This is a genomic window from Imperialibacter sp. EC-SDR9, assembly GCF_902498805.1.
Lineage (GTDB): Bacteria > Bacteroidota > Bacteroidia > Cytophagales > Cyclobacteriaceae > Imperialibacter.
Window position 1 is genome coordinate 216597 of sequence record NZ_LR701577.1, and the last position, 25220, is coordinate 241816.

Consider the following 25220-nt stretch of genomic DNA (forward strand, 5'->3'; position numbering starts at 1 on the left):
TTTGCGAGCTTATGTTCAAAACCCGGCTTTTAGTAACGCTTTTATACCTTTCGATAGGTTTCATCACAGTTTCTTGCAGCGAATTTCGAAAAATCCAGAAGAGCACTGACTGGAAAAGGAAGTATGATGCGGCAATGAAATATTATGAGGAGGAAGAGTACTACAAAGCCAACGTGCTTTTTGAAGATATCATCCCTATCATTAAAGGAACCAAAGAAGCTGAGCTGGCGGAGTACTACTATGCTTATTCTTACTATTATCAGAAGCAATACATATTAAGCTCCCACTACTTCAAAACATTTGCCACTACCTACGCCAGAAGTGAGCATGCCATGGAAGCGCAATATATGAATGCCTATTCGCTGTATCTTGAGTCGCCGGTAACTGACCTCGACCAAAGCAGCACCTATGAGGCCATTGCATCCATGCAAACCTTTATAAATAAGTACCCGTACAGCGAATACAAAGATAAATCGCAGCAGATCATAGATGACCTTCAGCTTAAATTAGAGAAGAAAGCTTTTGACAATGCCCGCCTGTACTACCAGCTCAGGAGGTACAAATCGGCGGTTGTGGCATTCAATAACTTTGAAGTAGATTTTCCAGATTCTGAGTTTAATGAAGAGGGATCATTCCTTCGTATTAAATGTCAGTTCGAGTATGCTCAGCAAAGCATCCCGAGCAAGCAGGAGGAACGATACAGAGAAGCAATTGTTTATTACCAGAAGTTTATAGACAAATTTCCAGAAGGTAAATTTGTACGGCAGGCCCAGGATATGTACACGATCAGCCTCGAGCAGGTACGTGAATTAGCAAGTATTTCAAGTAACTAAGATATGGCAGTTAACAAAACAAATTCGCAGGCATCTATTATCACCCGTGATAATGCGCAACTAGCTAAACCCACAGGCAACATTTATGAGTCTGTAGTAATAGTTGGTAAGAGAGCCAGACAGCTTTCTGCAGAAATGAAAGAGGAGCTTAGCAATAAGCTGGCTGAATTCGCTTCTACCGTAGACAACCTGGAGGAAATTTTCGAGAACAGAGAGCAGATCGAAATCTCTAAGTTCTATGAGAAGATGCCTAAGCCTACCATCGTGGCAACAGATGAGTTTCTGGAAGGAAAGCTTTATTTCAGAAGAAACGAAGAAGAGGAAACAGCTTAATTAGCTTTTCCTTCAACCAAATTCATTTCGAATAGCCTGAAAAGCGTTAATTTGAAAGTGAGGCGGCTGAAAGTGACCTTTGGTTATGAATTTGGCCGCTTCATAGTTTTTCAATTACATTAACATGCTTCAAGGTAAAAAAATCCTTCTGGGTGTTTGTGGCAGCATTGCCGCTTATAAATCGGCTCTTCTTACCCGTTTACTCGTTAAACAAGGCGCAGAGGTGCAAGTACTTCTCACTGCCGACGCCAAAAACTTCATCACCCCGCTTACGCTTTCCACACTTTCTAAGAAAGCAGTTTATTCCGACTTCTTTCACGCTACCGACGGTACCTGGAACAACCATGTGGAGCTAGGTCTTTGGGCTGATGCCATGGTAGTAGCACCGGCAAGTGCCAACACCCTGGCGAAAATGGCCAATGGCATTTGCGATAACCTGCTGCTGGCCACCTACCTTTCTGCCCGCTGTCCCGTGTTCTTTGCCCCTGCCATGGATCTCGACATGTACAAGCATCCATCTACCACCGCCAATATCAACTCGCTTCTGTCCTACGGTAATAAGCTCATCGATGCTGAAGATGGCGAGCTCGCCAGTGGCCTGAGAGGTGTGGGTCGCATGGCTGAACCAGAGCATATTGTGCAGCATCTGGAGGAGTACTTCAGCAAAACACAGCGCCTGGCCGGGAAAAAAGTCCTCATCACGGCTGGCCCAACACACGAAGCAATCGATCCGGTTCGTTTTATAGGCAATCATTCCACGGGCAAAATGGGCTTTGCGTTGGCAGAGCAGTTTGCCAGCCAGGGGGCGACAGTGGAAGTGGTGAGTGGCCCCTCTACCCTTTCTTCCACTCATGCGGCTATCAATGTCACGAAGGTTCGTTCGGCTGAAGAAATGCTGACAGCTTGCGAGGTGCTGTTTAACGATGTTGATATCGCCGTTTTTGCTGCCGCTGTAGCCGACTACCGCCCCGACACACCCGCACAGGAAAAGATTAAGAAGAGCGATGACACGCTCACTTTGCACCTGGTGAAGAACCCGGACATTGCAGCTACGCTCGGTAAAAAGAAGAAAAAGCAATTTACTGTCGGCTTTGCGTTGGAGACGACCAACGAAATAGCTTATGCGAAGGAAAAGCTGCACAAGAAAAACTTCAATCTCATCGTTCTTAATTCGTTGAAAGACCAGGGAGCGGGATTTGCCCACGATACAAATAAGATTACTATCTTAGACCATGATGGAAGCAGCACATTTGACCTTAAATCGAAACAGGAAGTGGCCAATGACATTGTTGACGTGGTTTGTAAGAAAATGGGCTTATAGCCTGGCAATAGCATGCGTTTTGTGTGCGACAGTGAGTGCCAACGCCCAGGAACTCAATTGCAAAGTGACAGTGAACGCACAGCAGGTGCAAACCACCGAACGCCGGATCTTTTCTGACATGGAGCAGGCATTTACCCAGTTCTTCAACAGCCGCAAATGGACGAACGACGTTTACAAGCAAGAAGAGCGGATCAACTGCAACATCATCATTAACATGGAGGAAATGCCCTCCGTTGGCAACTTCAAGGCAGCTGTGCAAGTGCTGTCTGCCAGGCCCGTGTATAATTCGGGATACGAATCGCTTGTTTTCAACTTTGCTGACCGGGACTGGCAGTTTGACTACACGGAGTCTCAGCCACTACAATTCAACGAGAACGCCTTCACCAGCAATATCACGTCGATGCTGGCCTACTATGCGTACATCATCCTGGGCATGGACTACGACACCTACTCTAAGATGGGGGGCACACCCTATTTCGAGAAGGCCTTTCTCGTTGTTAACAACGCCCAGCAGTCGGGCGCTGTGGGTTGGGATCAGTTTGGGAACAACCGAAACCGCTACTGGCTTACAGAAAACCTGATGAACGCTGCCATGATTCCCCTTCGTGAAGCATCCTACGACTACCACCTGAAAGGTCTCGACCTCTTTCAGGAAAAGCCAAACGAGTCCCGGGTGGCGATGCTCGAGACCCTAAAAAAAATCCAACAAGTAAAAGCCGTAAGGCCAAATAGTATTTACCCCATCGCTTTCATGGATGCCAAACTGGATGAACTGGTAAATATATACTCACAAGGAGATAGATCGGTTCGGCAACAGGCTTATGACATCCTGACCAAACTAGACCCGGGAGAAAACGATAAGCTTCAGGCAATCCTCAAGAATTGAGCGTTGGAAGTGAGGGATTCTTTTTAAAGAATTCTCCACTCAACTCGGCTTTCAAAACATTTAAACTTATATTTTTGGCTTCCTTAACGCAAAGACAATAGGGAGTAACCGGCAACCATGCTAAAACACTTGCTCATTAAAAACTATGCACTCATTGAACACCTGGAGATGACGCCATCGCCCAGGCTGAACATGATTACAGGTGAAACTGGAGCAGGTAAATCCATTATGCTGGGAGCCGTTGGCCTGCTGCTTGGCAACAGGGCCGACACCAAGTCGCTCTACAACGAAAATGAAAAGTGTGTAGTGGAAGGCTCTTTTGATGTTTCTGCCTACAGATTGGCCCCGCTTTTTGAGGAAAATGAACTTGACCACGAGGCAGTAACGCTGATCCGAAGGGAAATCAGCCCTTCCGGCAAATCGAGGGCCTTTGTGAACGACACACCCGTAACGCTGGATGTGCTCAAGTCGCTGGGAGATCATTTAATGGATATCCATTCACAGCACGACACATTGCTGCTGGCTTCTAATAAGTTTCAGCTGGGTGTGATCGATGCCTATGCTGGCAGTCAGTCGTTGATAGATGGCTATACCGACTTTTTCAAAAACTTCAGAAAGAAAAAGAAAGCTTACGAGCAATTGGTGACCGAAAGTGCTGAGCTGCAAAAGGAGGCGGAATACAACCTGTTTCTGTACACCGAGCTTGAAAAAGCAGCACTGAAAGCAGACGAGCAGCAACAATTGGAAGATGAGCTCGCTACGCTGGAACATGCCGAAGAAATCAAGCTGAGGCTCAACGAAAGCCTGCAGTTGCTTAGCGAGGCAGAATTCTCTATTGAAAGCCAACTGGCCCAGGTAACGCATGCCCTCTCTGCTGCTGGTAAATTTTCAGGTAAAATCAATGCCCTCAGAGAGCGGCTGGAAAGCGCTGTGATTGAGTTACAGGACATTGGCGAGGAAATAAAAAAAGAAGACGATCAGATTGAATACGATCCGGAGAAAATCCAATTGACAAAGGAAAGAGTGGACCTGATTAACCAGCTGCAGCAGAAGCACAGGGTGGCCTCTATAGAAGAGCTGCTTGTTATTCAGCAAAACCTTGAAGCAAAGGTGAGACTTGTCCAGAACATGGATGATACACTAACCGATGCCAAAAACGAGCTCGATGAAGCGGAAAAGGAATTGACATTGGCTGCCACTAAATTGAGTGAGCATAGAAAAACTGCTTTCGCCAGCTTCTCAAAATCAGTAGTGGAGATAGTCAGAGAGTTGGGCATGCCTTTAGGATCCTTTGACGTAAGCCACAAGCTAGTCCCGCCAACTGAATCCGGTGTTGATGAAATCGGTTTCCTTTTCAGTGCCAACAAGGGCATTACGCCAAGAGAACTCAAGGACGTAGCCTCGGGTGGTGAATTTTCAAGACTCATGTTTGCTATCAAGTATATCCTCACCGACAAAACCGCTTTGCCTACCATCATCTTCGACGAGATTGACACGGGTATCTCCGGTGAAATCGCCAACAAGATGGTGGGAATGATGAAAACTATGGCCATGAAGCACCAGGTAATTTCTATTAGTCACCTGCCCCAGTTTGCGGCAAAAGGTGATGCTCATTATTTTGTTTACAAAGACAATAGCAGCGACAAAACGGTGAGTAAGATAAAACTACTCGCAGAGGAAGAGAGGGTCAATGAAATTGCCAAGATGATTGCCGGTGCCTCCCCTACCGCATCTGCACTACAGAATGCACGGGAGTTGCTACAACAGGATTGACTTAAATTTTTCTATTTTTGCCCATATTACATTCGCTTAAAACAAGAACTATGGCTTATAATCTATTAAAAGGAAAAAGAGGAATCATTTCTGGCGCATTGGATGAGAATTCCATTGCCTGGCACGTGGCCGAAAAGGCCCACGCCGAAGGTGCGACGTTTACACTTACCAACGCACCTATCGCCATGCGAATGGGGAAAATAAACGACCTGGCCAAGGCCTGCAATGCGGAAATCATTCCAGCCGATGCCACGTCTGTGGAAGAACTGGAAAACCTCTTCAGCAAGTCGACAGAAATATTGGGTGGGAAAATCGACTTTGTGCTGCACTCTATCGGCATGTCACCTAACATCCGCAAAGGGAAGTCGTACGGTGAGCTGAACTACGACTGGTTCCAGAAGTCTATTGATATTTCCGCTCTTTCCTTTCATAAAATGATGCATGTGGCCGAAAAGCAGGACGCACTGAACGAGTGGGCGTCTATCGTTGGCTTGTCCTACATAGCTGCACAGCGCACCTATCCTTTTTACACCGATATGGCCGACGCCAAAGCTGTGCTGGAATCCATTGCCAGAGGCTACGGATACAGACTGGGCAAAGCGAAGAACGTGAGAGTGAATACGATCTCTCAATCGCCTACAAAAACGACTGCAGGGTCAGGTATCGATGGTTTCCAGAGCTTCTATGATTTTGCTGACAAGCAGTCGCCATTGGGCAACGCACCAGCCGGCGCATGTGCCGACTACTGCATTTCCCTTTTCTCAGATCTTACCCGCATGGTAACGATGCAGAACCTGTATCACGATGGTGGATACTCCAGCACAGGTATCTCTGAAGAGGTGATAGAGATGTTTAATAAATAATTAGCGGAAAAGAATATTCTACGGAGCGTCATGCCTGCGAAAGCAGGCATCTCCGTTTAGAGACAGTTGGCATTAGCTACCAGATCAATACTACAAAATAGCCCTGGCTACAACTCAAAAAATCAGTGATCACCTTCCCCAACGCCAAAATCAACCTGGGACTTCAGATTCTTCGCAAGAGGCCTGATGGTTATCACGATATATCCAGCCTTTTTCTGCCTATTCCACTAAAGGATGTATTAGAAATAGTTGAAGCCAAATCCTTGTCATTTACATCATCGGGTTTGCCCATCCCCGGCAATAGTGACGACAATCTTTGCCTGAAAGCCTATCAGTTACTTCAAAAGGATTTCCAACTCCCTCCCATCAGCATCCACCTCCACAAAGCCATCCCTATGGGCGCTGGGCTCGGCGGCGGCTCTGCCGATGGCGCTTTTATGCTGGTGATGCTCAATAAAAAATTTGCGCTGGGGCTGAGCGACACTCAGCTGGAAGACTACGCAGCTCAGCTTGGTAGTGATTGCCCTTTTTTTGTGAAAAACCAGCCGGCCATGGCGCTTGGTCGGGGAACTGAGCTAACGCCCTTCCCTATTGACCTCGAAGGGTACCATCTGCTGCTTGTATTCCCTGGTATTCACATCGGAACGAAAGAGGCCTACGCTGGTGTAGAACCCAATGATAAGCAGCACGGCATCACTGATATCCTTTCCCAGCCCATTGGAAAATGGAAAGGCCAGTTGGTAAATGACTTTGAGCAATCTGTCTTCCCCAGCCACCCTGCTCTGAAGGAAGTAAAAGAAAAGCTTTATGCCAAAGGGGCCGTTTATGCCAGCATGACAGGCTCCGGTTCAACGATGTATGGAATTTTCGAAGACAAACCGAAAGCAAGACTGGCAGGTGAAATGAGTAGCTGGACCACTATGCTCTAATCACCGCAACACATCGGTCTCCAGTGCTTTTCTCTTGTAGTACCTATTGATCCATGGGTACACCAGCACAGACGATAAAATAACAAGTGTCCCCAGATAAAATCCCGGTTTCATTTTCTCTTGCTCTCCGAAGATCACAAGCGCCAGAATAATCCCGTAAATAGGCTCGAGGTTGACCGCTAAATTGACGGCAAAGGCCGGAATCCTTTTCATCAGCTTCACCGACTCAGAATAGGCATACACCGTGCAGGCGAGCGCCAGAATTGTGAGCCAGAGCAAGTCGTAGCCATGCAACCCAAGCTGAACCCCATCGGAAAAGTAAGCGCCATATATCGGGAAGAACAGAATGATGCTCAGTGAGGCACCAATCATCTCATAAAACGTGACCGTAAAATGGTAGTGTCGCTGCGTGAACTGGGAGTTGATGACCGTAAATACGGCCGCCAGAAACGCCGAAACTATCGCCACGAAAAGCCCCCAGGCATACTTAAACTCCACGTTAAAGATAATGACGATACCGACTATGGCCATCAGACCCAGCACGACTTCAAAGCCCTTCACTCGCTTTTTGGTCATAAGGGGTTCCAAAAGACTAGTCCACAACGAAATAGTAGCTATTCCAGCCAGGCAAACGGAAATATTGGAAAGCCGTGCTGCTGCAAAGAAGAGAATCCAGTGTACGCCAATGATAATGCCTGTACCAAGCGTTTTAACAATGTCCTTAGTGCCTATCGCAAAGCTTTTCTTTCCAACCAGCAGCATTATGCCCAGTGCGATGGCTGAAATGAATGTGCGGTAAAAAACCAGCTCCACCGACGGCATGCTCACCAGCATGCCCAATATGGCTGTGAAGCCCCATAAGAAAACAATGAAATGGAGCTGGAGATAGTCTTTGGTATACTGACTCGTCATCGGGGAAGCGTGAAGTACATGAGCCCTCCAATAGTACCAAATACAATATTAGGCAGCCAAACTGCTAGTATGGGATCCATGGAGCCTGCTTCGGCAACTGCCCTTGAAAACGTGTAGAAAATGATATACAAAAAAGCCAGGGCAAAGCCCAGGGCGATAAGGTAGCCAGTGCCTCCTCTCGACTTTCTTGCTGAAACAATCACTCCTATAAACGTGAGGATGATGACGGCAAATGGCTGCATATAGCGGATATATTTCTCAATTTTGTAAATCACTACATCCTCCGCTCCTCTGGCGGTTTGCAATTGAATGTGCTCTTCCAATTCATTCATGTTCATGGTCTCCTGGCGACCGTAGTTGTTTGTAAAGTCAGCCGGAGACAGGCTCAATGCCGTATCAAGTTGAGTTCCTGCTGTTATTTTCTCTTCAAAACCATCAATCTCCCGTAGCTGCCAGTTGATTACCTTCCACTTGTGCGTCGTCGAGTCCCAGTCCATTCTATTAGCTACCAGTTTGGCCTGCATCTGATCTCCCTCAATCTTCTCTAATGTCACTTTATAGGCAACGTCCGAGCTATTGTTGTAGCTCTGCAGGTACAGGTAGGTGTCATCTCCTACCTTCATGTGAATATCTCTCTCAACAAAATAAAAAGCCTTTTTCACATAATTCACCTCAAAGGCGATCCTGAATTTATTGGCATTTGGAATGACGTAGCCGTTGAAAAAGAAAGTAAGGACAGCAATCAAAATAGCACCGAGAGCATAGGGTACAAGCATGCGCTTAAAGCTGATGCCGCTAGCCAGAATAGCTATGATTTCTGTTCGGGCAGCCATATTGGCTGTGATGAACACCGTCGCTATGAAGACAGTGATAGGGGTGATTAAGCTGGCAAAAAAAGGGAAAACGGTGAGATAATACTTGAAAATGACGGCCGCTTCCAATCCATTTTTAATGAACTTATCATTCTTCTCAGTGAAATCGATCACACAGATGACAGACACGAGCATGACCATCACAAAGAAGAATGTGACCAGGAATTTCTTGAGAATATATTTGTCGATCAGCTTCATTTCGCTACAAACGGTGGCTTACTTTTTTCACCATCATTTCCTTCCAGTTGGCAAAAGTACCATCAATGATTTTTTCCCTTGCTGTATTAACCAGCCAAAGATAAAAAGTAAGATTGTGAACCGTAGCTATTTGTGCCCCCAACATTTCCTTGCTCATGATGAGGTGACGCAGGTAAGCCCGGGAATAGAAAGTGCTGGCATACCCACCAACTGTTTCGTCAATCGGCGAAAAATCGTCTTTCCATTTCTCATTTTTGATATTGATAATCCCCTCAGAAGTAAACAACATGCCGTTTCTGGCATTTCTGGTTGGCATCACGCAGTCGAACATATCCACCCCCAGGGCAATGCACTCCAGGATGTTGGCTGGCGTGCCTACTCCCATCAGATAACGGGGTTTGTCGGCAGGTAGTATATTACAAACAAGGTCTGTCATTTCGTACATAAACTCAGCAGGCTCGCCCACCGACAAGCCACCAATAGCATTGCCATCCATGCCTCTGGAAGCAATGTACTCTGCAGAAATCGTACGGAGTTCTTTGTCCACACTGCCTTGCACTATGGGAAACAGCGCCTGCTCGTGCCCGTAAAGGGGTTCTGTCGTTTGCAGATGGCTGATGCACCTGTCCAGCCAACGATGGGTCATCTCCATTGACTTTTTTGCGTAGTCCAGCTCACAGGGAAAAGGCGGGCACTCGTCAAAAGCCATGATGATGTCAGCGCCAATGGTGCGCTGGATATCCATCACATTTTCAGGCGTAAAAAGGTGATTGGAGCCGTCAATGTGTGACTTGAACTTTACGCCTTCCTCTGTGATCTTCCGTTGATCGGCCAGGGAATAAACCTGATAGCCTCCGCTATCGGTAAGAATCGGGCCCGTCCAACCATTGAAGCCATGAAGCCCGCCAGCGGGCTTGAGAATGTCCAGACCCGGCCTTAGGTAAAGATGATAGGTATTGCCAAGAATAATCTGTGCTTTGATGTCTTCTTTCAGCTCCCGCTGATGCACGCCCTTTACTGAGCCTGCCGTGCCAACCGGCATGAAAATGGGGGTTTGAATCTCACCGTGCCCTGTACTTAGCTGTCCGGCCCTTGCTTTCGATCCTTTGTCTGTGGCTTGAAGTTTAAATTGCATTCCTTTTTAAAAACAGGTGCAAAAATAGCGTAATAATTGGCAATCGTCAGCTTATCTTCACGAAACGTATATTTGACTCAAAGCATGACCATCCAAACCTACATCACCTACGAAGAGCTATCCCGTAAGACTGCTGACTTGATCATCGAAAGTGTAAAGAACAAATCCAATCCTCTGGTCTGCCTTGCCTCTGGCCATACTCCTATCGGGGTCTTCAAATGCCTGGTGGAAGATGTGAAGGCTGGCAGCCTGGATATCTCCAACTGGACTTTCGTGGGACTTGACGAATGGAATGGCATGAATGGTAGCACAAAAGGCTCATGCCGCCAAATGATGGATGAAGACCTGTTCGAACCTCTGAACATTCCAGAAAAGCAAATCGTTTTCTTTGACGGCACCCAACCCAACGTGCAGGCGCAATGTGATGAGGTGAATGAGCTGATTCATCAACATGGGGGCCTGGATGTGATGCTGGTTGGAATAGGCCTCAACGGGCATATTGGCATGAATGAGCCGGGCACTTCGTTCGACACCTATGCTCACATCAGTCAGCTGGCAGAAGAGACCATCTCGGTGGGACAAAAATACTTCCCCGGTGAAACGAAACTCTCCACCGGCATCACCATGGGCCTGAGGCATTTTCAGGAAGCCAGGCTGCCCATCATTATGGCAAATGGTGAAAAGAAGGCCAACATTATAGCTAAAGTAGCCGCCTCGCAACCAATCGAAAGTCTGCCTGCCAGCATTGTGCATATGACTCCGCAGGCTTATATAACGGTGGATAGAGCAGCAGGGAGCTTACTATAGAAAAGGAACCTAAGCTAGGCCAAACAAGTTGATTAAGCTCTTTTTAAACCGTCTTGTTCAGTTCGATTGAGCCTCCCCAACCGTCCGATCACCAGGGCTTTATCAATCGTCGTTATCTTTCTCAACCGAACCAACGAAGCCTTCTTGAGTCCATTCTCTAAAGTTGGGGACAACTCCACGTCAAATTCTTCTTTCCATTTCAACTGAGTCGTGATAAATGACACAGTTATATCTGAATCAGATTCCAAAAGGACTAATGCTGGACGAGTCTTCGCACCGGATAAATCTGTGAAAGGAAAGGGGATAAGAACGATATCGCCCCTGGTCACTGGTACTTTTCTTTTAAGTCATCGACTGAATAAAGCTCTTCTTCCTCATCAAGAAACTTAAATGCTACCGAATCACTGGCTAGTTTCTGTATTCCTTCAGTGATTACCGCTTCATCAATCCTGTTTAGTAAAAATTCTGCAAAGTCCGACACCTCTCTAAGCTTCTGGTCAGGTAGCTTATTAAGATTTTCCATGGTTCTTTTTATCAATACCTCTCGTGTCATCACAACTCAATTTAAGACTAAAATACTTAAAATCTTATTTGAATCCACCTCATCCTCCCAACCTCTCCATCAATTTATCCTTATAAGTCAGCCCTACAGGCAACATCTCCTCTCCCACTTTCACCTGGTTGCCTTCCAGGTACTGAATCGCTGGTAGAGAAACGACGAAGGATTTATGTAGCCTGATGAATTTGCTTGGTGGTAGTCCATCTTCAATGTTTCTTAAGGTCTCATTGGTGATCAATACTTTGTCACGGGTGTATACCTTCACATAATCGCCAATCGACTTAAAATAAAGAATATCCTCCAGCGCTATTTTGTGCAGCTTTTTATCAGCCTTGACTACAAAATAGTCTGTCTCCTGTTTTCTTCCTGAGGCCTGCAAATAGTTTTCAACTTTACCCACGGCCTTCAGGAAACGTTCAAAAGAACATGGTTTCAGCAGATAGTCGACGGCTTCCACCTCAAACCCTTCCACTGCAAACTCAGGATAGGCAGTGATGAACACAATGGCTGGTGGTTTGGCCAACGATTTCACGAGGCTAATGCCCGACAGTTTGGGCATGTTGATATCAAGAAAAATGAGGTCGACGGGATGACTCCTGATCAACTCAGCGGCCTCCAGCGCATTGCCGCATTTGGCCACCAATTCCAACTGTGGCGTGTCGGTCACATAGCCTTCAATTACCTCTTGCGACAGTGGTTCGTCATCCACAATAAGACACCTGAGTTTGGTCATAGTTCTATTGTTAAGTGAACTTTATACTCGTCCTCCGCTTCATCCAACTCCAGGGTATAGCGGTCTTCATATATCAACTCAAGCCGTTTTTTCACATTCTCCAGCCCTATGCCCCCGTATTTCTTTTGCTCCACATCGTCAATACTTCCCACATTATTGCGACAAGTAAAATCGACAAAATCGTCCCCAACTTCCATTTTCACATCAACGTAAGATTCGCCTGTCTCCCCTTTTATGCCGTGCTTAAAGCTGTTTTCAACAAATGGAATAAACAGTAATGGAGCAATTCTTTGTTCTCTTACCTCGCCAACGATTTCTAATGATATCCTGGCATGGTGATCGGATCGCAACCGTTGCAGGTTGATGTAATTCTCGATAAAAGCTATCTCCTTTTCAAGCCGTACCTTCTCATCTTTTGCCTCATAAATCATATAGCGCAATACTTCGGACAACTTCAATATCGAAGCGGGCGTTTTCTTGTCTCCTTTGAGCGACAACCCATAAAGGTTGTTGAGGCTATTGAAAAGAAAATGTGGGTTGACCTGCGACTTGAGTGCCTCCAGCTCCGCATCGAGCTTTTCTTGTCGGGTCTCTGCCAGTTTGGTCTTCGCTTCGGCTAGCTGAAACCAGCCCTTCGATAGCTTCAACAAAGTGCTCACACCTACGTAAACGAGAAAAAACTGAACAATGTCAGGCAGCTCATAGTAGCTGATGAAATAGTAGCCGGGCAGCAGGAAGTCGACCAAATAATCGAAGAACCAGATATTGAGCTGGCTGAAAATCAGAATAGAAAGACTTGCAAGGCCGATGTAAAGAAAGTACCTGCCCTTGTCCAGCAGTTTCGGGATCAGAACAAGGAGATTGAGGTAAACGGGTATGATCAGCGTAAAATGAAACAACCCGTCGTAGATGTAGTCAATATCACGAATCTCGCTGTCAGTAGAAAAAATCCGCAGCAATACATAAAAGGACAGCACCCAAAAGGCCAGGTGCTGCACCAACCTGTTGGATACTGTCTTTTTGAACAACTGTTTACTACTTTTCATCATTTACTGACGCTTTCTGACAAACTTGTCAGGTTCGCTGAAAGCTTTGGGGTCATTGTGGTATTTCGCCACAAACTTTTGAAGCTCATTCGTTGACGCCGTCAACACTACCCTGTCGGCACCATGCGCTTTCACCACTTCATGCGAAATTCTGATCTGGTTGTTTTTTATCAGGTCACTGAGCCATTCGCTGTCAAACTGATAGATGTATAAACTGTCATCCTGCGTTTCCACCTTTGAAAAGGTATGGACAGGAAGTAAATTCCCCAGGAGTATGTCGTTTCCTATTTCTTTGTCATAGTTTTCTGCTGGAAACAGATCGATAAAATAGATCCCATCCAGTTTCACCATATAGGCATCGAGGTTGGTTTCAACCGAATCTCCATGGTAGGCTATTTGATAGGCCTTGGGGTTTACCAACTCCTTCTTCAGTTGATTGGCATCCGGCCTTTGAGCTCTCTTAATTACCCAGCTATTGCCGTCATCATCTATCCATTCTCCTTCCAAAAAGGGCTCATAGATCATAGTTTTTTCATCGTACAAGGGGTGCAACGACTGAACAGTGCATGAGGAAGCCGCCATTACCAGGGCAAGCATTCCAATAATCGATTTAGCCTTCATGTGTCTTTTGTGATTGTTTCTCAGCACGAAGAAATAGTCCATCCATCGAACGCTCAAAAAACTTCGATGTACACCAAAAAACTCGGGGTAAAATGAGAAATACTCCCGGTCTTTTCCTAATCAGGCCCCCTCAAGTCAACATAATCTGGAGGAACGCTAGCTCCTTGCTATTCTCTACGCTCGCCGAAAAAGGCATTAACTAATTGACATATAATTACTTACGTTTTTGGCCCGCCATTTGCATATATCACAACAGAACCAAACAATTACGGTCATGAAAACTTCTACATTAATTCTGAGTTTGAGCTTGCTGGTACTGGTTAGTACTACAGAAGCTTTTTCACAACCTTCATTTGCCTTCTATTATAGCAGCTACGGCGACCAGCTGAGCTGGAATGTGCCGCAGGCAGTGATGTACAAAATCAATCGTTCGTACTACGGCTACGATGTAGTCCATGTTCGCCAGGTACCCTACAGAGGTTTCATTGACTTCGAAATTATCCTTGAAAACAGAGGCACCTTCGTGTCAGTGAATATAGACCACTACGGTAGAATCATCAACTCGGTGCAGATCGTGAACTCCCACTTTGCACATCACATTTGTGACAGCTACTGTGGATTCCATGCTAATCACTATGAGAGGTACTACCGTCCAAGACCAATAGTGGTTGCCAGCAAGTATCATTACTATAACAAAGGATACGCCCACGGCAAGGGTCATCATGACAAGTACCATCACAACAATGACCACAAATATGGCAACAACAACCATCAGAAAGGTCAGCAACATGGCAAATATGATAACGACCGTCGTGACAATAATCAATACCGTGATAGCCAGAATGGAAAGAGTTATGATAAAGATGGGCGCCGTGACAACAACCAAAACACTGGAAAAGGCAGCTCAAATGATAATTACCGTGGCCAGGCCAGCGAAAGCAGAGTGGCGGATACTAATAGCAAAACAGAAAGTACTGGTTACAGAAGAGGCCTTCAACCTGTGACGCCGGCGACAACCGCAACGGCCCGTCAGCTAAGCACAAGAGGTAACTGATTTCTGAATAATTGATAGTTCGTTGTTGGAGTTTGAAAAGGAGCGGCACCTGTCACTCCTTTTTTTTTTGGGTGTCACCATCGCAAATCATCAATTCATATTTAGCCCTGCAATTCGATCATCTAATTGGCTAAAAAACCTATCTTTGGTGCTTTTGAAAACTTGAGCGTTCTACATGGAGTATTTAGTACCAGCCTTGTGTGGTTTTTTTCTTTTCATTCATCTTTTCTTTCAATTCAAATGGTGGATTGGCTTGAGCAAAGTCAATAAGCGGCAGAAGGCGCTCGCTAAAACTGAAGTGGGTGTCTCAGTCATTGTGTGTGCCCACGACGAAGAAGAAAATCTAAAAGCGCTTATTCCGCTTCTGCTGGCTCAGGACTACCCCAACTTTGAGGTGATCATTGTGGATGACCGCAGCAATGATGGCACTTACGACCACTTGTTAGGCCTTAAGGACAGCACTCCAAAGCTAAAAATGGTTAGGGTAGACAACTCGCCCAACCATGTCAACGGCAAAAAGTATGGCCTGACACTGGGAATCAAAGCTGCGGCCAACGACATTGTGCTGCTCACCGACGCCGACTGTCGCCCTGCTTCCAACCAATGGGTGGCAGAAATGGCCAAGGGCTTGAATTCAGAAAAAATACAATTCGTGCTTGGGTATTCTCCATACTACACTGAAAAAGGGTTCCTTAACAATTTCATTCAGTGGGAAACCACCATTACGGGCATCAATTACCTTGGCTCAGTTGGTGTGGGTGGCGCCTTTATGGGAGTTGGACGCAACCTGGCTTACCGGAAGTCGTTCTTTCTTGACAACAAAGGTTTCAATGCGCATTTGAAAGTGACCGGAGGAGACGATGATTTGTACGTAAATGCCCATGCCACTTCGCAAAACACGGTGGCCATTGTGAACCCACAGGCACTGGTTTACTCTCACCCAAAAAAATCATTTGGCACCTATTGGACGCAGAAGCTAAGGCACCTTTCGGTGGGCAAAAGATATAATGCCGGGGATAAAATTAATTTAGGCCTCTGGTCGTTTTCCCAGATAGGATTTTGGGTGACTTTGCTTATTTTAGCCCTTTCAAATACCCAACCCTATTGGGCTTTGGGAGGTTTTTTGGGCAGGGAAGTATTGACCTTGGGCTTGTTGAGTTACTTCCATCGGCTAACCGGACATCGTTTTTCTTACTGGGCGCTACCAGTAATTGATTTATTTTATGGAGTATACCTGCTTCTGGTTGGTGGCAGGGCTACATTTGCTAAACGGGTTAAATGGACGTAAACAAACAATTTTCTGACAAAGCATTACGGGATTTCAAGCTGATCGACAAAGCAACGGTCGACGGGGAGGAACATGCCTATGCAGATTTGATGCAGCTATACAAGAAGCCCGTTTATCATATGATCCTCAAAATGGTGAGGAACATTGACGATGCAGAAGACCTGACTATTGAGGCATTTGCCAAGGCATTTCGGAACCTGCACAAATTCAAGAAAGACTACACATTCAGCACCTGGCTATTTCGAATAGCCACCAACAATGCCATTGACTTTATCAGGAAAAAGAAGCTGGACACCTATAGCCTCAACACCAGTTTTACCGACGAAAGTGGCGACTCAGTGAATATAGATGTGCAGGATGAAAACCTGAATCCTGCAGAGGAAACCATCAAAACGCAGAAGATAGAGATTGTGCAGATGTTTGTGAACAAGCTACCTGCCAAATACCAGAAGCTGGTGCGCCTTCGCTATTTTGACGAGCTAAGCTATGAAGAGATAGCCGTGGAACTTGAGGCACCTCTCGGTACCGTCAAGGCTCAGTTACACAGGGCACGGGAGTTGATGTACGACCTGGTAAAAGAGAAAAAGGATCATATCTGAGGATGATATCTGAGGATGATATCTGAGGATGATATTTGAGGATGATATTTGATTCCTGCTGAGGCCTGTCAGGGGACAGGCCGTGGGGTTTAGGGGACAGACCAGAGAAATAGAACCTTTATCAAAAATATCGTTTATCATTTAATGGCGAACTTCTATGAAAACAAACGACCTAATAAAGGAAATCCAAAGACTACCAATTTCACAGAGAATCGACCTGGCCGAGAAAATAATCCATTCGCTAAAGGAACCTCACGGAAGTGAGCAGCTTGTGGTAGCTACGGATGCATTGATTGAAGACTATAAGTCCGATGAAGAGTTGACTGTTTTCACATCACTTGATCTGGAAGGTTTCTATGAAGCAAAGTGAAATTTGGCTAATAAATCTGGATCCCACAGTTGGCGCTGAGATCAAGAAAACCAGGCCGGCAATCATCGTAAGTGACAATGGATTAGGAAAGCTTCCACTTAAAGTTATTGTGCCTGTGACCGACTGGAAAGAAAAATATGCTATTGCCCCCTGGATGGTAAAAATAGATCCTGATTCGTCAAACGGACTACTTAAGGATTCCTCTGCTGATTGCTTTCAAGTACGGTCTGTCTCGCAAGAGCGTTTCGTTAGAAAGATCGGAGAAGTTGACAGGACAACCTTCGGAAAAATTCAAAAAGGACTGTCCACCGTCCTATCAATTAATTATTAACCCTTCCTAACCTAGGACATCCAAAAGCAACTACCTTGGGCGCAGATCCAATCCCCCTGGTCTGTCCCCTGACAGACTTAAAACAATCAAGACCTTGAATCAAGACCTTATCTTCCGCTATTTCCCTGATCTAACTGCCACACAAAAGAAGCAGTTTAGCGCTCTTTACCCTCTTTACGAAGACTGGAACTCCAAGATCAACGTCGTTTCCAGGAAAGACATTGAGCAACTCTACCTTCACCACGTGTTGCACTCGCTGGCTATTGCCAAGCTTATCTCATTTCAACCCGGAACAAGGATATTAGATGTAGGTACTGGTGGTGGCTTTCCTGGCATCCCGCTGGCTATCCTCTTTCCTGAGGCCGAATTCACACTTGTCGACTCGATCGGTAAAAAGATATTGGTGGTAAAAGAAGTATGTAAGGGTGTTGGCATCCAAAACGTAACGGCTATTCATGGAAGAGCAGAAGAGCTGAAAGGCGAATGGGATTTCGTTGTAAGCCGGGCAGTTACCCGCCTGAGGCCCTTTACCGAATGGGTAAAGGGGAAGATAAGCAAAACACCTAAACACTCCATTCCTAACGGCATTCTTTACCTCAAAGGCGGCGATCTGGAAGAAGAACTGTCAGAAATAGACTACCCCTACCATGTGCACGATCTCAGCGACTTCTTTAAAGAAGAATTTTTTGAGACGAAGAAGCTTGTGATGGTGAGTGTCTAATTCACCACAAACTCCTCCGTTTTGACAAATGGCCGACCATCTTCCGTTATTCCTTCTACCCTCACTTCAAAAGTGGAAGCCACATCCGATGTATAAAACTCCAGCTTAGCTGGAACCCCTTCCGCTGTTTTCAAGCCACCTTTCCAGTAAAGGGTCGGCCGAACATCAGTGCGGACGTGGGATTGCTTTTTGCTGCTGTAGTCAGGTGTGTAGAATTCCCGGGCGTGATAAAAACCAGGGTGAATCATTCCGAGCGATCCCTTAGGCACAAAAGATTCGTCGACTTCGCTACCATCCTTTAAATAAACGGCAACAACTCCACCAGCCCCCATTGAGCCGTACATGGTTGCTCCCGTGCCGGTCAATACGTCGACGAAATCAACCCGATCAACCGGAATGGTATTGATGAAACTTGCATCCACGATACTTCCATTCAACACATATAGGGGATTAATGCTTCCTCCCTGCAAACTAGAAGCACCTCTAATAATCAGGTCATAATTAGGGTAAGACCCGACTACCCGAACGCCGGGCGTACGTCCTATAAACACTTCGAAAATGCTAAGAAACTGAGTGGTTCTACTTATAGAGTCCACGTCAACTCTTCTCGTGGGCCTCTTGTATGTCATTCCTGGCTTATTAAATCTTTCGCCAGTCCTCACTCTCTCTCCTTCCACTTGCATCTCATCCAAAATTACTACGTCTTGCTTTGCAAATGCCGCTTCAATTTCCCTCACCTTTCTGGCCTCCTCAAGGTAGGCGGCTATTGCTTTACTACTAACCAGTTCATCCACAGCCATTTCACCATATTTAATTTCCGGTGATTTCGTTTCGTTAACGACTATTTTGGTTGCAAGGTTTACATTGCCCCCTTCAACAAAATCTTTCTTGCCACCCTTTTTCCCCATCTTCTTTTCATCAGGCGTTTGAATAACTACTCGTGCCGTATCGTCGATGTCCAAAGCCGTGAATAAGAAATAACCATCGTCGTCCGCCTCCGTTTCAGCTGACCACAAATCACCGTCTGCTTCAGTGCCAGTAATTGTCACTTTCGACTTTACCGGTTTGGACTGAAAAAAGAAATCGGTCACTCTACCTGCAATACTGAAGCCCGGTTCCACCAGGTGATTGATGTCCGGCTTTTTGTCCTCCATAATGTCTTTCCAGGTAAAGCGTCTCCATCCCTGCGTCAGCATCAAATTATCCAGCGCTGGCACCCTGTCTTTGTTTCCCTCATCAAAATAGTAGCCGGGGCTTTCAATATCACCTTTGATATCGGAGGTCATTAGCAGGTAGCTTACAATATCATCTGAATTAGGGTCAAATTGCACTTTCGTTTTATCCACTACCGCCACCGACAAGTGGGATGTAGTCGTAGCCTCTGCTTCCGCCATCATTATGGCAAGGTCAACTTTTGACCTTTTTTCGTATGTCGCCTGAAGCCCGTCCACCCTGGCAACCGGTCTCTTATCGGATTGATCAATATACACGATCCTTTCAGCCTGTGGCTGCCCTTTCTTGTCAAAAAAAGTAAACTGTGCAACACCCTCGGGCAAATTCTCCTTGGGTATCAACCCTTGTAAAGGCTGCCCATCACTTGCGGGCAGCGTCAAAAACACCACTCCTCTTACATGACCCACAACGGTTCCACCATCTGTGCTTTCACCGCCGGCTCCTTCCACCTTCAGCGTTACATACTTTGGAGACACGTTGGTCATGGTCATCACATAGCCTGATGGCCTGGCCGTTGGTAAAGGCACCTGCATCTTCTCCATGCCAAATTTAAATGTAGCCTTATAGCTCTCACCTGCCACGGGCTGCATCAGGAATTTCCCCATACCAAACCTGCTGGTTTTGATGTCAGCGATCTTCTTGCCTGTGTTATCAGAAACCTCGCCTTCAATGTCCACACCCTTACCATCCGGCCCGGTAACTTTGAAGCCAACTGTGCTCCACAGCCCCTCCACAAGATCACCTCCCTCAGGAAAAAACTGTAGTCTGACGAGGTCTGAATAGTTTTTCATTTCTTCACTTCTCAATTGTGCGGTCGAGCCGGAGACATCAGCCTCGTCAAACGACGGCGACTGCGTATTTTCTATTCGAAGCTCCTTGTGGAAAAAGAAATCATGGTCAAAGTTTCGCATAAAACTAGTATAGGCCCTTAGTTCATAGGTGTCAGATACCAGTGTGTCTGGCAGAGCAATATCCCCACTACCACTACCTTCATTAATAAAAATATCTCTTTTGGCCACAACGGATCCATCGGTACTTACCACCTCCACGTACACCAGCTTGCTTGGGGCTGATGCCATGTGCGAAATACCATGAGTAAGGTAGGTGGCAAACCAAATGGTATCCCCAGCCGAATAGTAAGGCTTGTCGTGATGGACATACACTTTTTCCGGTGTGTAGTAGGCCAGGTAAGCCTCCAGTTTCTCTATCAGGTCGCTAACAGAAGCTGGCGGTGTTAAAAAAGAAAACAAAGCGCAAATACATAGAATGAGAAAGAGTTTAGCTTTAAGTTTAAACATGCGGTTGAAGTATTGATTGGTTTCGATTAATTATTAGCCTAAAAGTTAGCCTAAAAATACTTGTGATAATAACATAAATTCTGTTTTTAGGAATTATCGCTGTTAATATAACTAATCTGTTAGTCAAAAATTGTGGATAACTGTTTGCGGAATTTTTCTACTTTCACCGTCGTTGTTCTGATTGACTTTCCCTACGCTTTATGTACCTCATATTCGATACCGAAACCACCGGTTTACCCCAAAACTATAATGCGCCACTAACGGATTTCGACAATTGGCCCAGGGTGGTGCAAATTGCCTGGCAACTGCACGATGCCTCCGGAAAGCTCGTTTCAAATAACAACCTGATTGTGAAGCCAGAAGGCTTCGAAATTCCCTTCAATGCTGAGAAAATACATGGCATTTCCACTAAAAGAGCACTGGAAGAAGGCCTCCCTTTGGAAGATGTTCTTCAGCAGTTCAACGAAGACCTGGCCAGGTGCGAAGTAGTAGTAGGCCACAATATTGAGTTCGATATTAATATCATGGGCTGTGAGTATCTCCGTAAGGAGATCAAAAGTCCACTTACCTCACTCAAAAGCATTGACACCAAAAATGAGTCGACAGAGTACTGCGCCATTCCCGGCGGCCGGGGTGGTAAGTTCAAATGGCCTACGCTGACGGAGCTGCACAAAAAACTTTTCGGCGTTGGTTTCGATGAGGCGCACGATGCTGCCTACGACGTGGCAGCCACCACCAAATGTTTCTTCGGACTGATCACAGAAAAGGTGATCAAGCCCCTTGATGGCGCTGACCCTGCTTCTATAGTTTATGAAGAACCTAAACTGGCGGCAGCTAACTTCGCTCAAAAGGAAGACAAGGGTAAGACACCTGGAAAAGCTGTTGCGGTTGACATCAAAGGGCCCTTCTGTCACCTTCATGTCCACTCACAGTTTTCCATTCTGCCCGCCACCGCCGACATCAAGAAGTTGGTGAGTAAAGCCAAAGAATATGACATGCCAGCGGTGGCCCTCACTGACCTTGGCAACATGTTTGGCGCCTTTAAGTTTGTAAGAGAAGCCCACGCCCAGGGGATAAAGCCTATTGTCGGTTGTGAGTTTTATGTTTCTGAGGATCGCAAAACCAGAAAGTTCACCAAAGACAATCCCGACAGAATGACCCAGCAGGTATTGATAGCCAAAAACAAGGACGGCTATCACAACCTCATCAAGCTTTCTTCGCTGGGCTACATGGAAGGACTTTATGGCCTTTATCCCCGGATCGACAAAGAGCTGATCAAGCAATACAGCAAAAACCTGATTGCACTGAGTGGCAACCTAAGCAGTGAGATTCCCAACACCATTCTGAACCAGGGCGAGAGCCAGGGTGAAGAGCTTTTCAAGTGGTGGGTAGAGGTTTTTGGCGACGATTTTTATGTGGAATTGATCCGGCATGGCCTGCCTGAAGAAAACCACGTGAATGAAGTGCTTCTGGGGCTGGCAGCCAAATACAACACCAGGGTAATTGCCGCCAACGATGTCTTCTACACTGAAAAGGCAGACGCCGATGCCCATGATATCCTTCTATGTGTAAAAGATGGCCAGGTTCAGTCAACTCCTAAGGGAGCAGGCAGAGGCAATCGTTTTGGTTTTCCCAACGACCAGTTTTACTTCAAATCGGAAGAGGAAATGAAAAAGCTGTTCGCCGATGTGCCACAAGCCATCGAAAACATCGGCGGGTTGCTGGAAAAAATTGAAAGCTACAAACTGGACAGGAATGTGCTCCTCCCCGCCTTCCCTATTCCTGAAGGCTTTGAAACAGAAGACGACTACCTGCGGCACCTCACCCTGGAAGGAGCAAAAAAGAGGTACAAAGAGATCACTGCGGAAATTCAGGAAAGGCTGGACTTTGAGTTGGAGACAATCAAAAAAACTGGTTATCCGGGCTATTTCCTTATCGTGCAAGACTTCACATCCGAAGCCCGAAAAATGGGCGTTTCGGTAGGCCCAGGCCGTGGATCGGCAGCAGGCTCCGTAGTCGCCTACTGCACGGGTATTACGAACGTAGACCCCATCAAGTACGACCTGCTGTTTGAGAGATTTCTTAATCCTGACCGTGTATCACTCCCCGATATTGATATTGACTTCGACGACGAAGGCCGGGGCAAGATCATTGACTGGGTGGTGAACAAATACGGCAAAAACCAGGTAGCGCAAATCATTACTTATGGTACCATGGCCGCCAAGTCTTCTATCAGAGACAGCGCCAGAGTGATGGAGTTGCCGCTTTCGGATGCCGATATTCTGGCCAAGCTGGTACCCGAACGACCTGGCACCTCGCTTACTCAAGCATTCAGGGAAGTGCCTGAGCTGATGGCTTTCAAAAACGGAAAAGACCTGAAAGCACGGGTGCTGCAAAAAGCGGCTGTTATCGAAGGGACTGTGCGTAACACAGGTATTCACGCCTGTGGCATCATCATTACGCCTGATGATCTTACCAACCACGTGCCGGTATCCACCGCCAAGGACTCTGACCTGCTGGTGACCCAGTTCGACAACAGCGTGGTGGAAAGTGCCGGCATGCTGAAAATGGACTTTTTGGGCCTGAAAACGCTCAGCATTATCAAAACGGCCATCGAGAACATACGGCTGCGGCATGGCATTACCATTGACCCCGACAAAATTCCCCTGGACGACGCAAAAACCTTCGAGCTCTACCAGAAGGGCCAAACCAATGGCACCTTCCAGTTTGAATCGCCTGGCATGCAGAAGCACCTGCGCAACCTGAAGCCCGACCGGCTGGAAGACCTCATTGCCATGAACGCCCTTTACCGTCCGGGCCCGCTCGAATACATCCCTAACTTTATCGCCCGAAAACTGGGCAAAGAAGTGATAGCCTACGACCTCCCCGAAATGGAGGACAACCTGAAGGAAACCTACGGCATCACGGTGTACCAGGAACAGGTGATGCTCCTGTCGCAGAAGCTGGCCGACTTTACCAAAGGTGAGGCCGACGTGCTGCGGAAAGCCATGGGTAAAAAACAGCGGGAAGTGCTGGACAAAATGAAAGGCAAGTTTGTTGAGGGTGCCACCAAAAAAGGGCATCCTAAAGACAAGCTGGACAAAATCTGGAAAGACTGGGAAGCCTTTGCCCAATATGCCTTCAATAAATCGCACTCCACTTGTTATTCTGTGGTGGCCTATCACACGGCTTACCTCAAGGCCAACTATCCGGCAGAGTATATGTCGGCGGTGCTGACCCACAACCAGAGCAGCATTGAAAAGGTATCGTTTTTCATGGAAGAGTGCCGCAACCTGGGGCTCCCCGTGCTTGGCCCGCACGTGAACGAATCGAGGGTGAACTTTGCGGTGAACAAAAAGGGCGAAATTCGCTTCGGCCTCGGTGCCATCAAAGGAGCCGGTGAAGCAGCCGTGCAGTCCATCATAGAAGAACGGGAGAAGAATGGCCCCTTCCAGGACATCTGGGACTTCGGCGTGCGGGTGGTGAAAAACGGGTTCAATAAAAAGACATTTGAATGCCTCGCCATGTCGGGTGCCTTTGACTGTTTCGAAGATTACCACCGCAGGCAATATCTGGAGGCGGCAGACGGCGAATCAACGCTGGTCGAGCTCATTACCAAGTATTCGCAGCGGCTCCAGCAGGAGGCAGCTAGCGACCAGGTATCACTTTTCGGCGGCTCCGGCCAGGTAGAAGTTCCCAAGCCACGCATTCCGGACATTGAACGTTTTGGCGACATCCGGAAGCTGAACATAGAAAAAGAGGTAGTGGGGCTTTATATATCAGGTCACCCACTCGATCAGTTCAGCTTTGAAATGAAACATTTCTGCAACACCACGCTAACTGACCTCAAGAACGACGAAAGCCTGGCAAATGGCGGCATTATCAGACTTGGCGGCATTGTTAGTGGCATCAACCACCGCACAACCAAAAAGGGCAATCCATTTGGTGTGTTGACATTGGAAGACTATTCTGACTCCTACGAGTTCTTCATGTTTTCTGACACCTATGTTAAATTCAAGCAGTTCTACATGGTGGGCTGGTACCTGTTCGTAGAAGGTTTTATGCAACCATCCAAATTTCGGGTGGGAGAACTTGAGTTCAAAATCAGCGAAATCCAGCTATTGAATGACATCAGAGATAAAATGGCCAAGGGCCTTATTCTAAAGCTGGATGTCAATAATCTGACCGAGCAGATGATTGACGAACTGCACCAGATGGTAATAGACCATGCTGGCTCCTGTCCGTTGAAGGTGGTGGTGCAAGACCCCTCGGAAAACATTTCTCTGGAACTATTCTCCAGAAAGCTACAAGTAGAGCCGAAAGGCGAACTCATTAAGCAATTGGATGCAGTGGGTGATTTGGAGTATGAGGTGATGACGTAAGAAAAGAGGATTTGAAGAACTGAAGAGTTGAGTATTTGACTGAAACTCAAATCCTCGATTCCTCAAATACTCAGCTTATCCCCTTTTGTCCGCACGCATACATATTGAGATTTTTTGACAAGG

General features: G+C 46.5%; 24 protein-coding genes. 15 read left to right on the forward strand and 9 right to left on the reverse strand.

All coding sequences use genetic code 11. From position 1 onward, the window contains the following. The first annotated feature begins 11 nt into the window (after window positions 1-11). The 7 genes from GC130_RS06590 to ispE all read left to right on the forward strand — a co-directional run bounded on the left by GC130_RS06590 (window position 12) and on the right by ispE (window position 6938). Entirely contained in the window at window positions 12-833 is an 822-nt protein-coding gene (locus GC130_RS06590; protein ID WP_151997484.1) for an outer membrane protein assembly factor BamD, read from the forward strand. 3 nt (window positions 834-836) lie between these two features. Further along, window positions 837-1166 (forward strand): DNA-directed RNA polymerase subunit omega, encoded by a 330-nt coding sequence (locus GC130_RS06595; protein WP_151997485.1) that lies wholly within the window; start codon window positions 837-839, stop codon window positions 1164-1166. Between the two features lie 124 nt (window positions 1167-1290). Next, complete coding sequence (gene coaBC, locus GC130_RS06600) at window positions 1291-2487, forward strand: bifunctional phosphopantothenoylcysteine decarboxylase/phosphopantothenate--cysteine ligase CoaBC (protein WP_193217789.1); 1197 nt, start codon at window positions 1291-1293, stop codon at window positions 2485-2487. Beyond that, on the forward strand, window positions 2447-3373 hold the full coding sequence (locus GC130_RS06605; protein ID WP_193217790.1) for a DUF4835 family protein: 927 nt from the start codon (window positions 2447-2449) through the stop codon (window positions 3371-3373). Before coaBC ends, GC130_RS06605 begins: the two co-directional genes overlap by 41 nt. A 117-nt stretch (window positions 3374-3490) precedes the next feature. Next, entirely contained in the window at window positions 3491-5146 is a 1656-nt protein-coding gene (recN, locus tag GC130_RS06610) for a DNA repair protein RecN (RefSeq protein WP_151997488.1), read from the forward strand. 50 nt (window positions 5147-5196) lie between these two features. Next, complete coding sequence (locus GC130_RS06615) at window positions 5197-6009, forward strand: enoyl-ACP reductase (RefSeq protein WP_151997489.1); 813 nt, start codon at window positions 5197-5199, stop codon at window positions 6007-6009. Between the two features lie 125 nt (window positions 6010-6134). Continuing rightward, entirely contained in the window at window positions 6135-6938 is an 804-nt protein-coding gene (gene ispE / locus GC130_RS06620) for a 4-(cytidine 5'-diphospho)-2-C-methyl-D-erythritol kinase (RefSeq protein ID WP_151997490.1), read from the forward strand. Here ispE and GC130_RS06625 read toward each other — a convergent pair whose 3' ends face one another. Genes GC130_RS06625 through tgt form a run of 3 tightly spaced genes read right to left on the reverse strand, consistent with a single transcriptional unit; the run spans window position 6939 to window position 10055 of the window. Beyond that, window positions 6939-7850 (reverse strand): DMT family transporter, encoded by a 912-nt coding sequence (locus tag GC130_RS06625; protein WP_151997491.1) that lies wholly within the window; start codon window positions 7848-7850, stop codon window positions 6939-6941. Further along, window positions 7847-8920 (reverse strand): LptF/LptG family permease, encoded by a 1074-nt coding sequence (locus GC130_RS06630; protein WP_151997492.1) that lies wholly within the window; start codon window positions 8918-8920, stop codon window positions 7847-7849. The genes GC130_RS06625 and GC130_RS06630 overlap by 4 nt, the downstream gene beginning before the upstream one ends. 4 nt (window positions 8921-8924) lie before the next feature. Continuing rightward, window positions 8925-10055 carry a tRNA guanosine(34) transglycosylase Tgt gene (gene tgt / locus GC130_RS06635; RefSeq protein WP_151997493.1) on the reverse strand — a complete coding sequence of 377 codons (1131 nt, stop codon included), beginning with the start codon at window positions 10053-10055 and terminating at the stop codon, window positions 8925-8927. Window positions 10056-10139: 84 nt separating this feature from the next. On the opposite strand from tgt, the gene GC130_RS06640 reads away from it, so the two are divergent. Next, window positions 10140-10862 carry a glucosamine-6-phosphate deaminase gene (locus tag GC130_RS06640; protein WP_151997494.1) on the forward strand — a complete coding sequence of 241 codons (723 nt, stop codon included), beginning with the start codon at window positions 10140-10142 and terminating at the stop codon, window positions 10860-10862. Between the two features lie 32 nt (window positions 10863-10894). Here GC130_RS06640 and GC130_RS06645 read toward each other — a convergent pair whose 3' ends face one another. From GC130_RS06645 to GC130_RS06665, 5 genes are read right to left on the reverse strand one after another with little or no spacing between them, the layout of a single operon-like run. Then, entirely contained in the window at window positions 10895-11191 is a 297-nt protein-coding gene (locus tag GC130_RS06645; RefSeq protein ID WP_151997495.1) for a type II toxin-antitoxin system PemK/MazF family toxin, read from the reverse strand. Further along, window positions 11188-11415, reverse strand: coding sequence for a hypothetical protein (locus tag GC130_RS06650; protein WP_151997496.1), 228 nt, complete (start codon window positions 11413-11415; stop codon window positions 11188-11190). The genes GC130_RS06645 and GC130_RS06650 overlap by 4 nt, the downstream gene beginning before the upstream one ends. Before the next feature lie 49 nt (window positions 11416-11464). Then, window positions 11465-12154, reverse strand: coding sequence for a LytTR family DNA-binding domain-containing protein (locus GC130_RS06655; RefSeq protein WP_151997497.1), 690 nt, complete (start codon window positions 12152-12154; stop codon window positions 11465-11467). Continuing rightward, on the reverse strand, window positions 12151-13203 hold the full coding sequence (locus tag GC130_RS06660) for a sensor histidine kinase (protein WP_151997498.1): 1053 nt from the start codon (window positions 13201-13203) through the stop codon (window positions 12151-12153). The genes GC130_RS06655 and GC130_RS06660 overlap by 4 nt, the downstream gene beginning before the upstream one ends. Continuing rightward, a complete protein-coding gene (locus GC130_RS06665) occupies window positions 13204-13821 on the reverse strand; it encodes a hypothetical protein (RefSeq protein WP_201568347.1) in 618 nt (205 codons plus the stop codon). Window positions 13822-14095: 274 nt separating this feature from the next. Between GC130_RS06665 and GC130_RS06670 the strand changes: the two genes are divergently transcribed. The 6 genes from GC130_RS06670 to rsmG all read left to right on the forward strand — a co-directional run bounded on the left by GC130_RS06670 (window position 14096) and on the right by rsmG (window position 18184). Further along, entirely contained in the window at window positions 14096-14875 is a 780-nt protein-coding gene (locus tag GC130_RS06670) for a hypothetical protein (RefSeq protein ID WP_151997500.1), read from the forward strand. A gap of 175 nt (window positions 14876-15050) precedes the next feature. Beyond that, window positions 15051-16163 (forward strand): glycosyltransferase, encoded by a 1113-nt coding sequence (locus tag GC130_RS06675; protein WP_226940393.1) that lies wholly within the window; start codon window positions 15051-15053, stop codon window positions 16161-16163. Beyond that, window positions 16154-16762, forward strand: coding sequence for an RNA polymerase sigma factor (locus tag GC130_RS06680; RefSeq protein ID WP_151997501.1), 609 nt, complete (start codon window positions 16154-16156; stop codon window positions 16760-16762). Before GC130_RS06675 ends, GC130_RS06680 begins: the two co-directional genes overlap by 10 nt. Before the next feature lie 157 nt (window positions 16763-16919). Continuing rightward, window positions 16920-17132, forward strand: a complete 213-nt coding sequence (locus GC130_RS06685; RefSeq protein ID WP_151997502.1) for a hypothetical protein — start codon at window positions 16920-16922, stop codon at window positions 17130-17132. Further along, window positions 17119-17463, forward strand: coding sequence for a type II toxin-antitoxin system PemK/MazF family toxin (locus GC130_RS06690; RefSeq protein ID WP_151997503.1), 345 nt, complete (start codon window positions 17119-17121; stop codon window positions 17461-17463). The genes GC130_RS06685 and GC130_RS06690 overlap by 14 nt, the downstream gene beginning before the upstream one ends. Before the next feature lie 94 nt (window positions 17464-17557). After that, window positions 17558-18184: a 16S rRNA (guanine(527)-N(7))-methyltransferase RsmG gene (gene rsmG / locus GC130_RS06695; RefSeq protein WP_151997504.1), complete on the forward strand. Its 627-nt coding sequence runs from the start codon at window positions 17558-17560 to the stop codon at window positions 18182-18184. Here rsmG and GC130_RS06700 read toward each other — a convergent pair. Beyond that, window positions 18181-20715 (reverse strand): TonB-dependent receptor, encoded by a 2535-nt coding sequence (locus tag GC130_RS06700; RefSeq protein WP_151997505.1) that lies wholly within the window; start codon window positions 20713-20715, stop codon window positions 18181-18183. The two genes, rsmG and GC130_RS06700, sit on opposite strands and share 4 nt — an antisense overlap. 200 nt (window positions 20716-20915) lie before the next feature. Between GC130_RS06700 and dnaE the strand changes: the two genes are divergently transcribed. After that, a complete protein-coding gene (dnaE, locus tag GC130_RS06705; protein WP_151997506.1) occupies window positions 20916-25097 on the forward strand; it encodes a DNA polymerase III subunit alpha in 4182 nt (1393 codons plus the stop codon). Window positions 25098-25220 lie beyond the last annotated feature (123 nt).

Coding starts and splice junctions, on each gene's coding strand:
- GC130_RS06590 (WP_151997484.1), top strand. CDS start 12: ATGTTCAAAACCCGGCTTTTAGTAACGCTTTTATACCTTTCGATAGGT.
- GC130_RS06595 (WP_151997485.1), top strand. CDS start 837: ATGGCAGTTAACAAAACAAATTCGCAGGCATCTATTATCACCCGTGAT.
- coaBC (WP_193217789.1), top strand. CDS start 1,291: ATGCTTCAAGGTAAAAAAATCCTTCTGGGTGTTTGTGGCAGCATTGCC.
- GC130_RS06605 (WP_193217790.1), top strand. CDS start 2,447: ATGACATTGTTGACGTGGTTTGTAAGAAAATGGGCTTATAGCCTGGCA.
- recN (WP_151997488.1), top strand. CDS start 3,491: ATGCTAAAACACTTGCTCATTAAAAACTATGCACTCATTGAACACCTG.
- GC130_RS06615 (WP_151997489.1), top strand. CDS start 5,197: ATGGCTTATAATCTATTAAAAGGAAAAAGAGGAATCATTTCTGGCGCA.
- GC130_RS06625 (WP_151997491.1), bottom strand. CDS start 7,850: ATGACGAGTCAGTATACCAAAGACTATCTCCAGCTCCATTTCATTGTT.
- GC130_RS06630 (WP_151997492.1), bottom strand. CDS start 8,920: ATGAAGCTGATCGACAAATATATTCTCAAGAAATTCCTGGTCACATTC.
- tgt (WP_151997493.1), bottom strand. CDS start 10,055: ATGCAATTTAAACTTCAAGCCACAGACAAAGGATCGAAAGCAAGGGCC.
- GC130_RS06640 (WP_151997494.1), top strand. CDS start 10,140: ATGACCATCCAAACCTACATCACCTACGAAGAGCTATCCCGTAAGACT.
- GC130_RS06650 (WP_151997496.1), bottom strand. CDS start 11,415: ATGACACGAGAGGTATTGATAAAAAGAACCATGGAAAATCTTAATAAG.
- GC130_RS06655 (WP_151997497.1), bottom strand. CDS start 12,154: ATGACCAAACTCAGGTGTCTTATTGTGGATGACGAACCACTGTCGCAA.
- GC130_RS06660 (WP_151997498.1), bottom strand. CDS start 13,203: ATGATGAAAAGTAGTAAACAGTTGTTCAAAAAGACAGTATCCAACAGG.
- GC130_RS06665 (WP_201568347.1), bottom strand. CDS start 13,821: ATGAAGGCTAAATCGATTATTGGAATGCTTGCCCTGGTAATGGCGGCT.
- GC130_RS06670 (WP_151997500.1), top strand. CDS start 14,096: ATGAAAACTTCTACATTAATTCTGAGTTTGAGCTTGCTGGTACTGGTT.
- GC130_RS06675 (WP_226940393.1), top strand. CDS start 15,051: ATGGAGTATTTAGTACCAGCCTTGTGTGGTTTTTTTCTTTTCATTCAT.
- GC130_RS06680 (WP_151997501.1), top strand. CDS start 16,154: ATGGACGTAAACAAACAATTTTCTGACAAAGCATTACGGGATTTCAAG.
- GC130_RS06685 (WP_151997502.1), top strand. CDS start 16,920: ATGAAAACAAACGACCTAATAAAGGAAATCCAAAGACTACCAATTTCA.
- GC130_RS06690 (WP_151997503.1), top strand. CDS start 17,119: ATGAAGCAAAGTGAAATTTGGCTAATAAATCTGGATCCCACAGTTGGC.
- GC130_RS06700 (WP_151997505.1), bottom strand. CDS start 20,715: ATGTTTAAACTTAAAGCTAAACTCTTTCTCATTCTATGTATTTGCGCT.
- dnaE (WP_151997506.1), top strand. CDS start 20,916: ATGTACCTCATATTCGATACCGAAACCACCGGTTTACCCCAAAACTAT.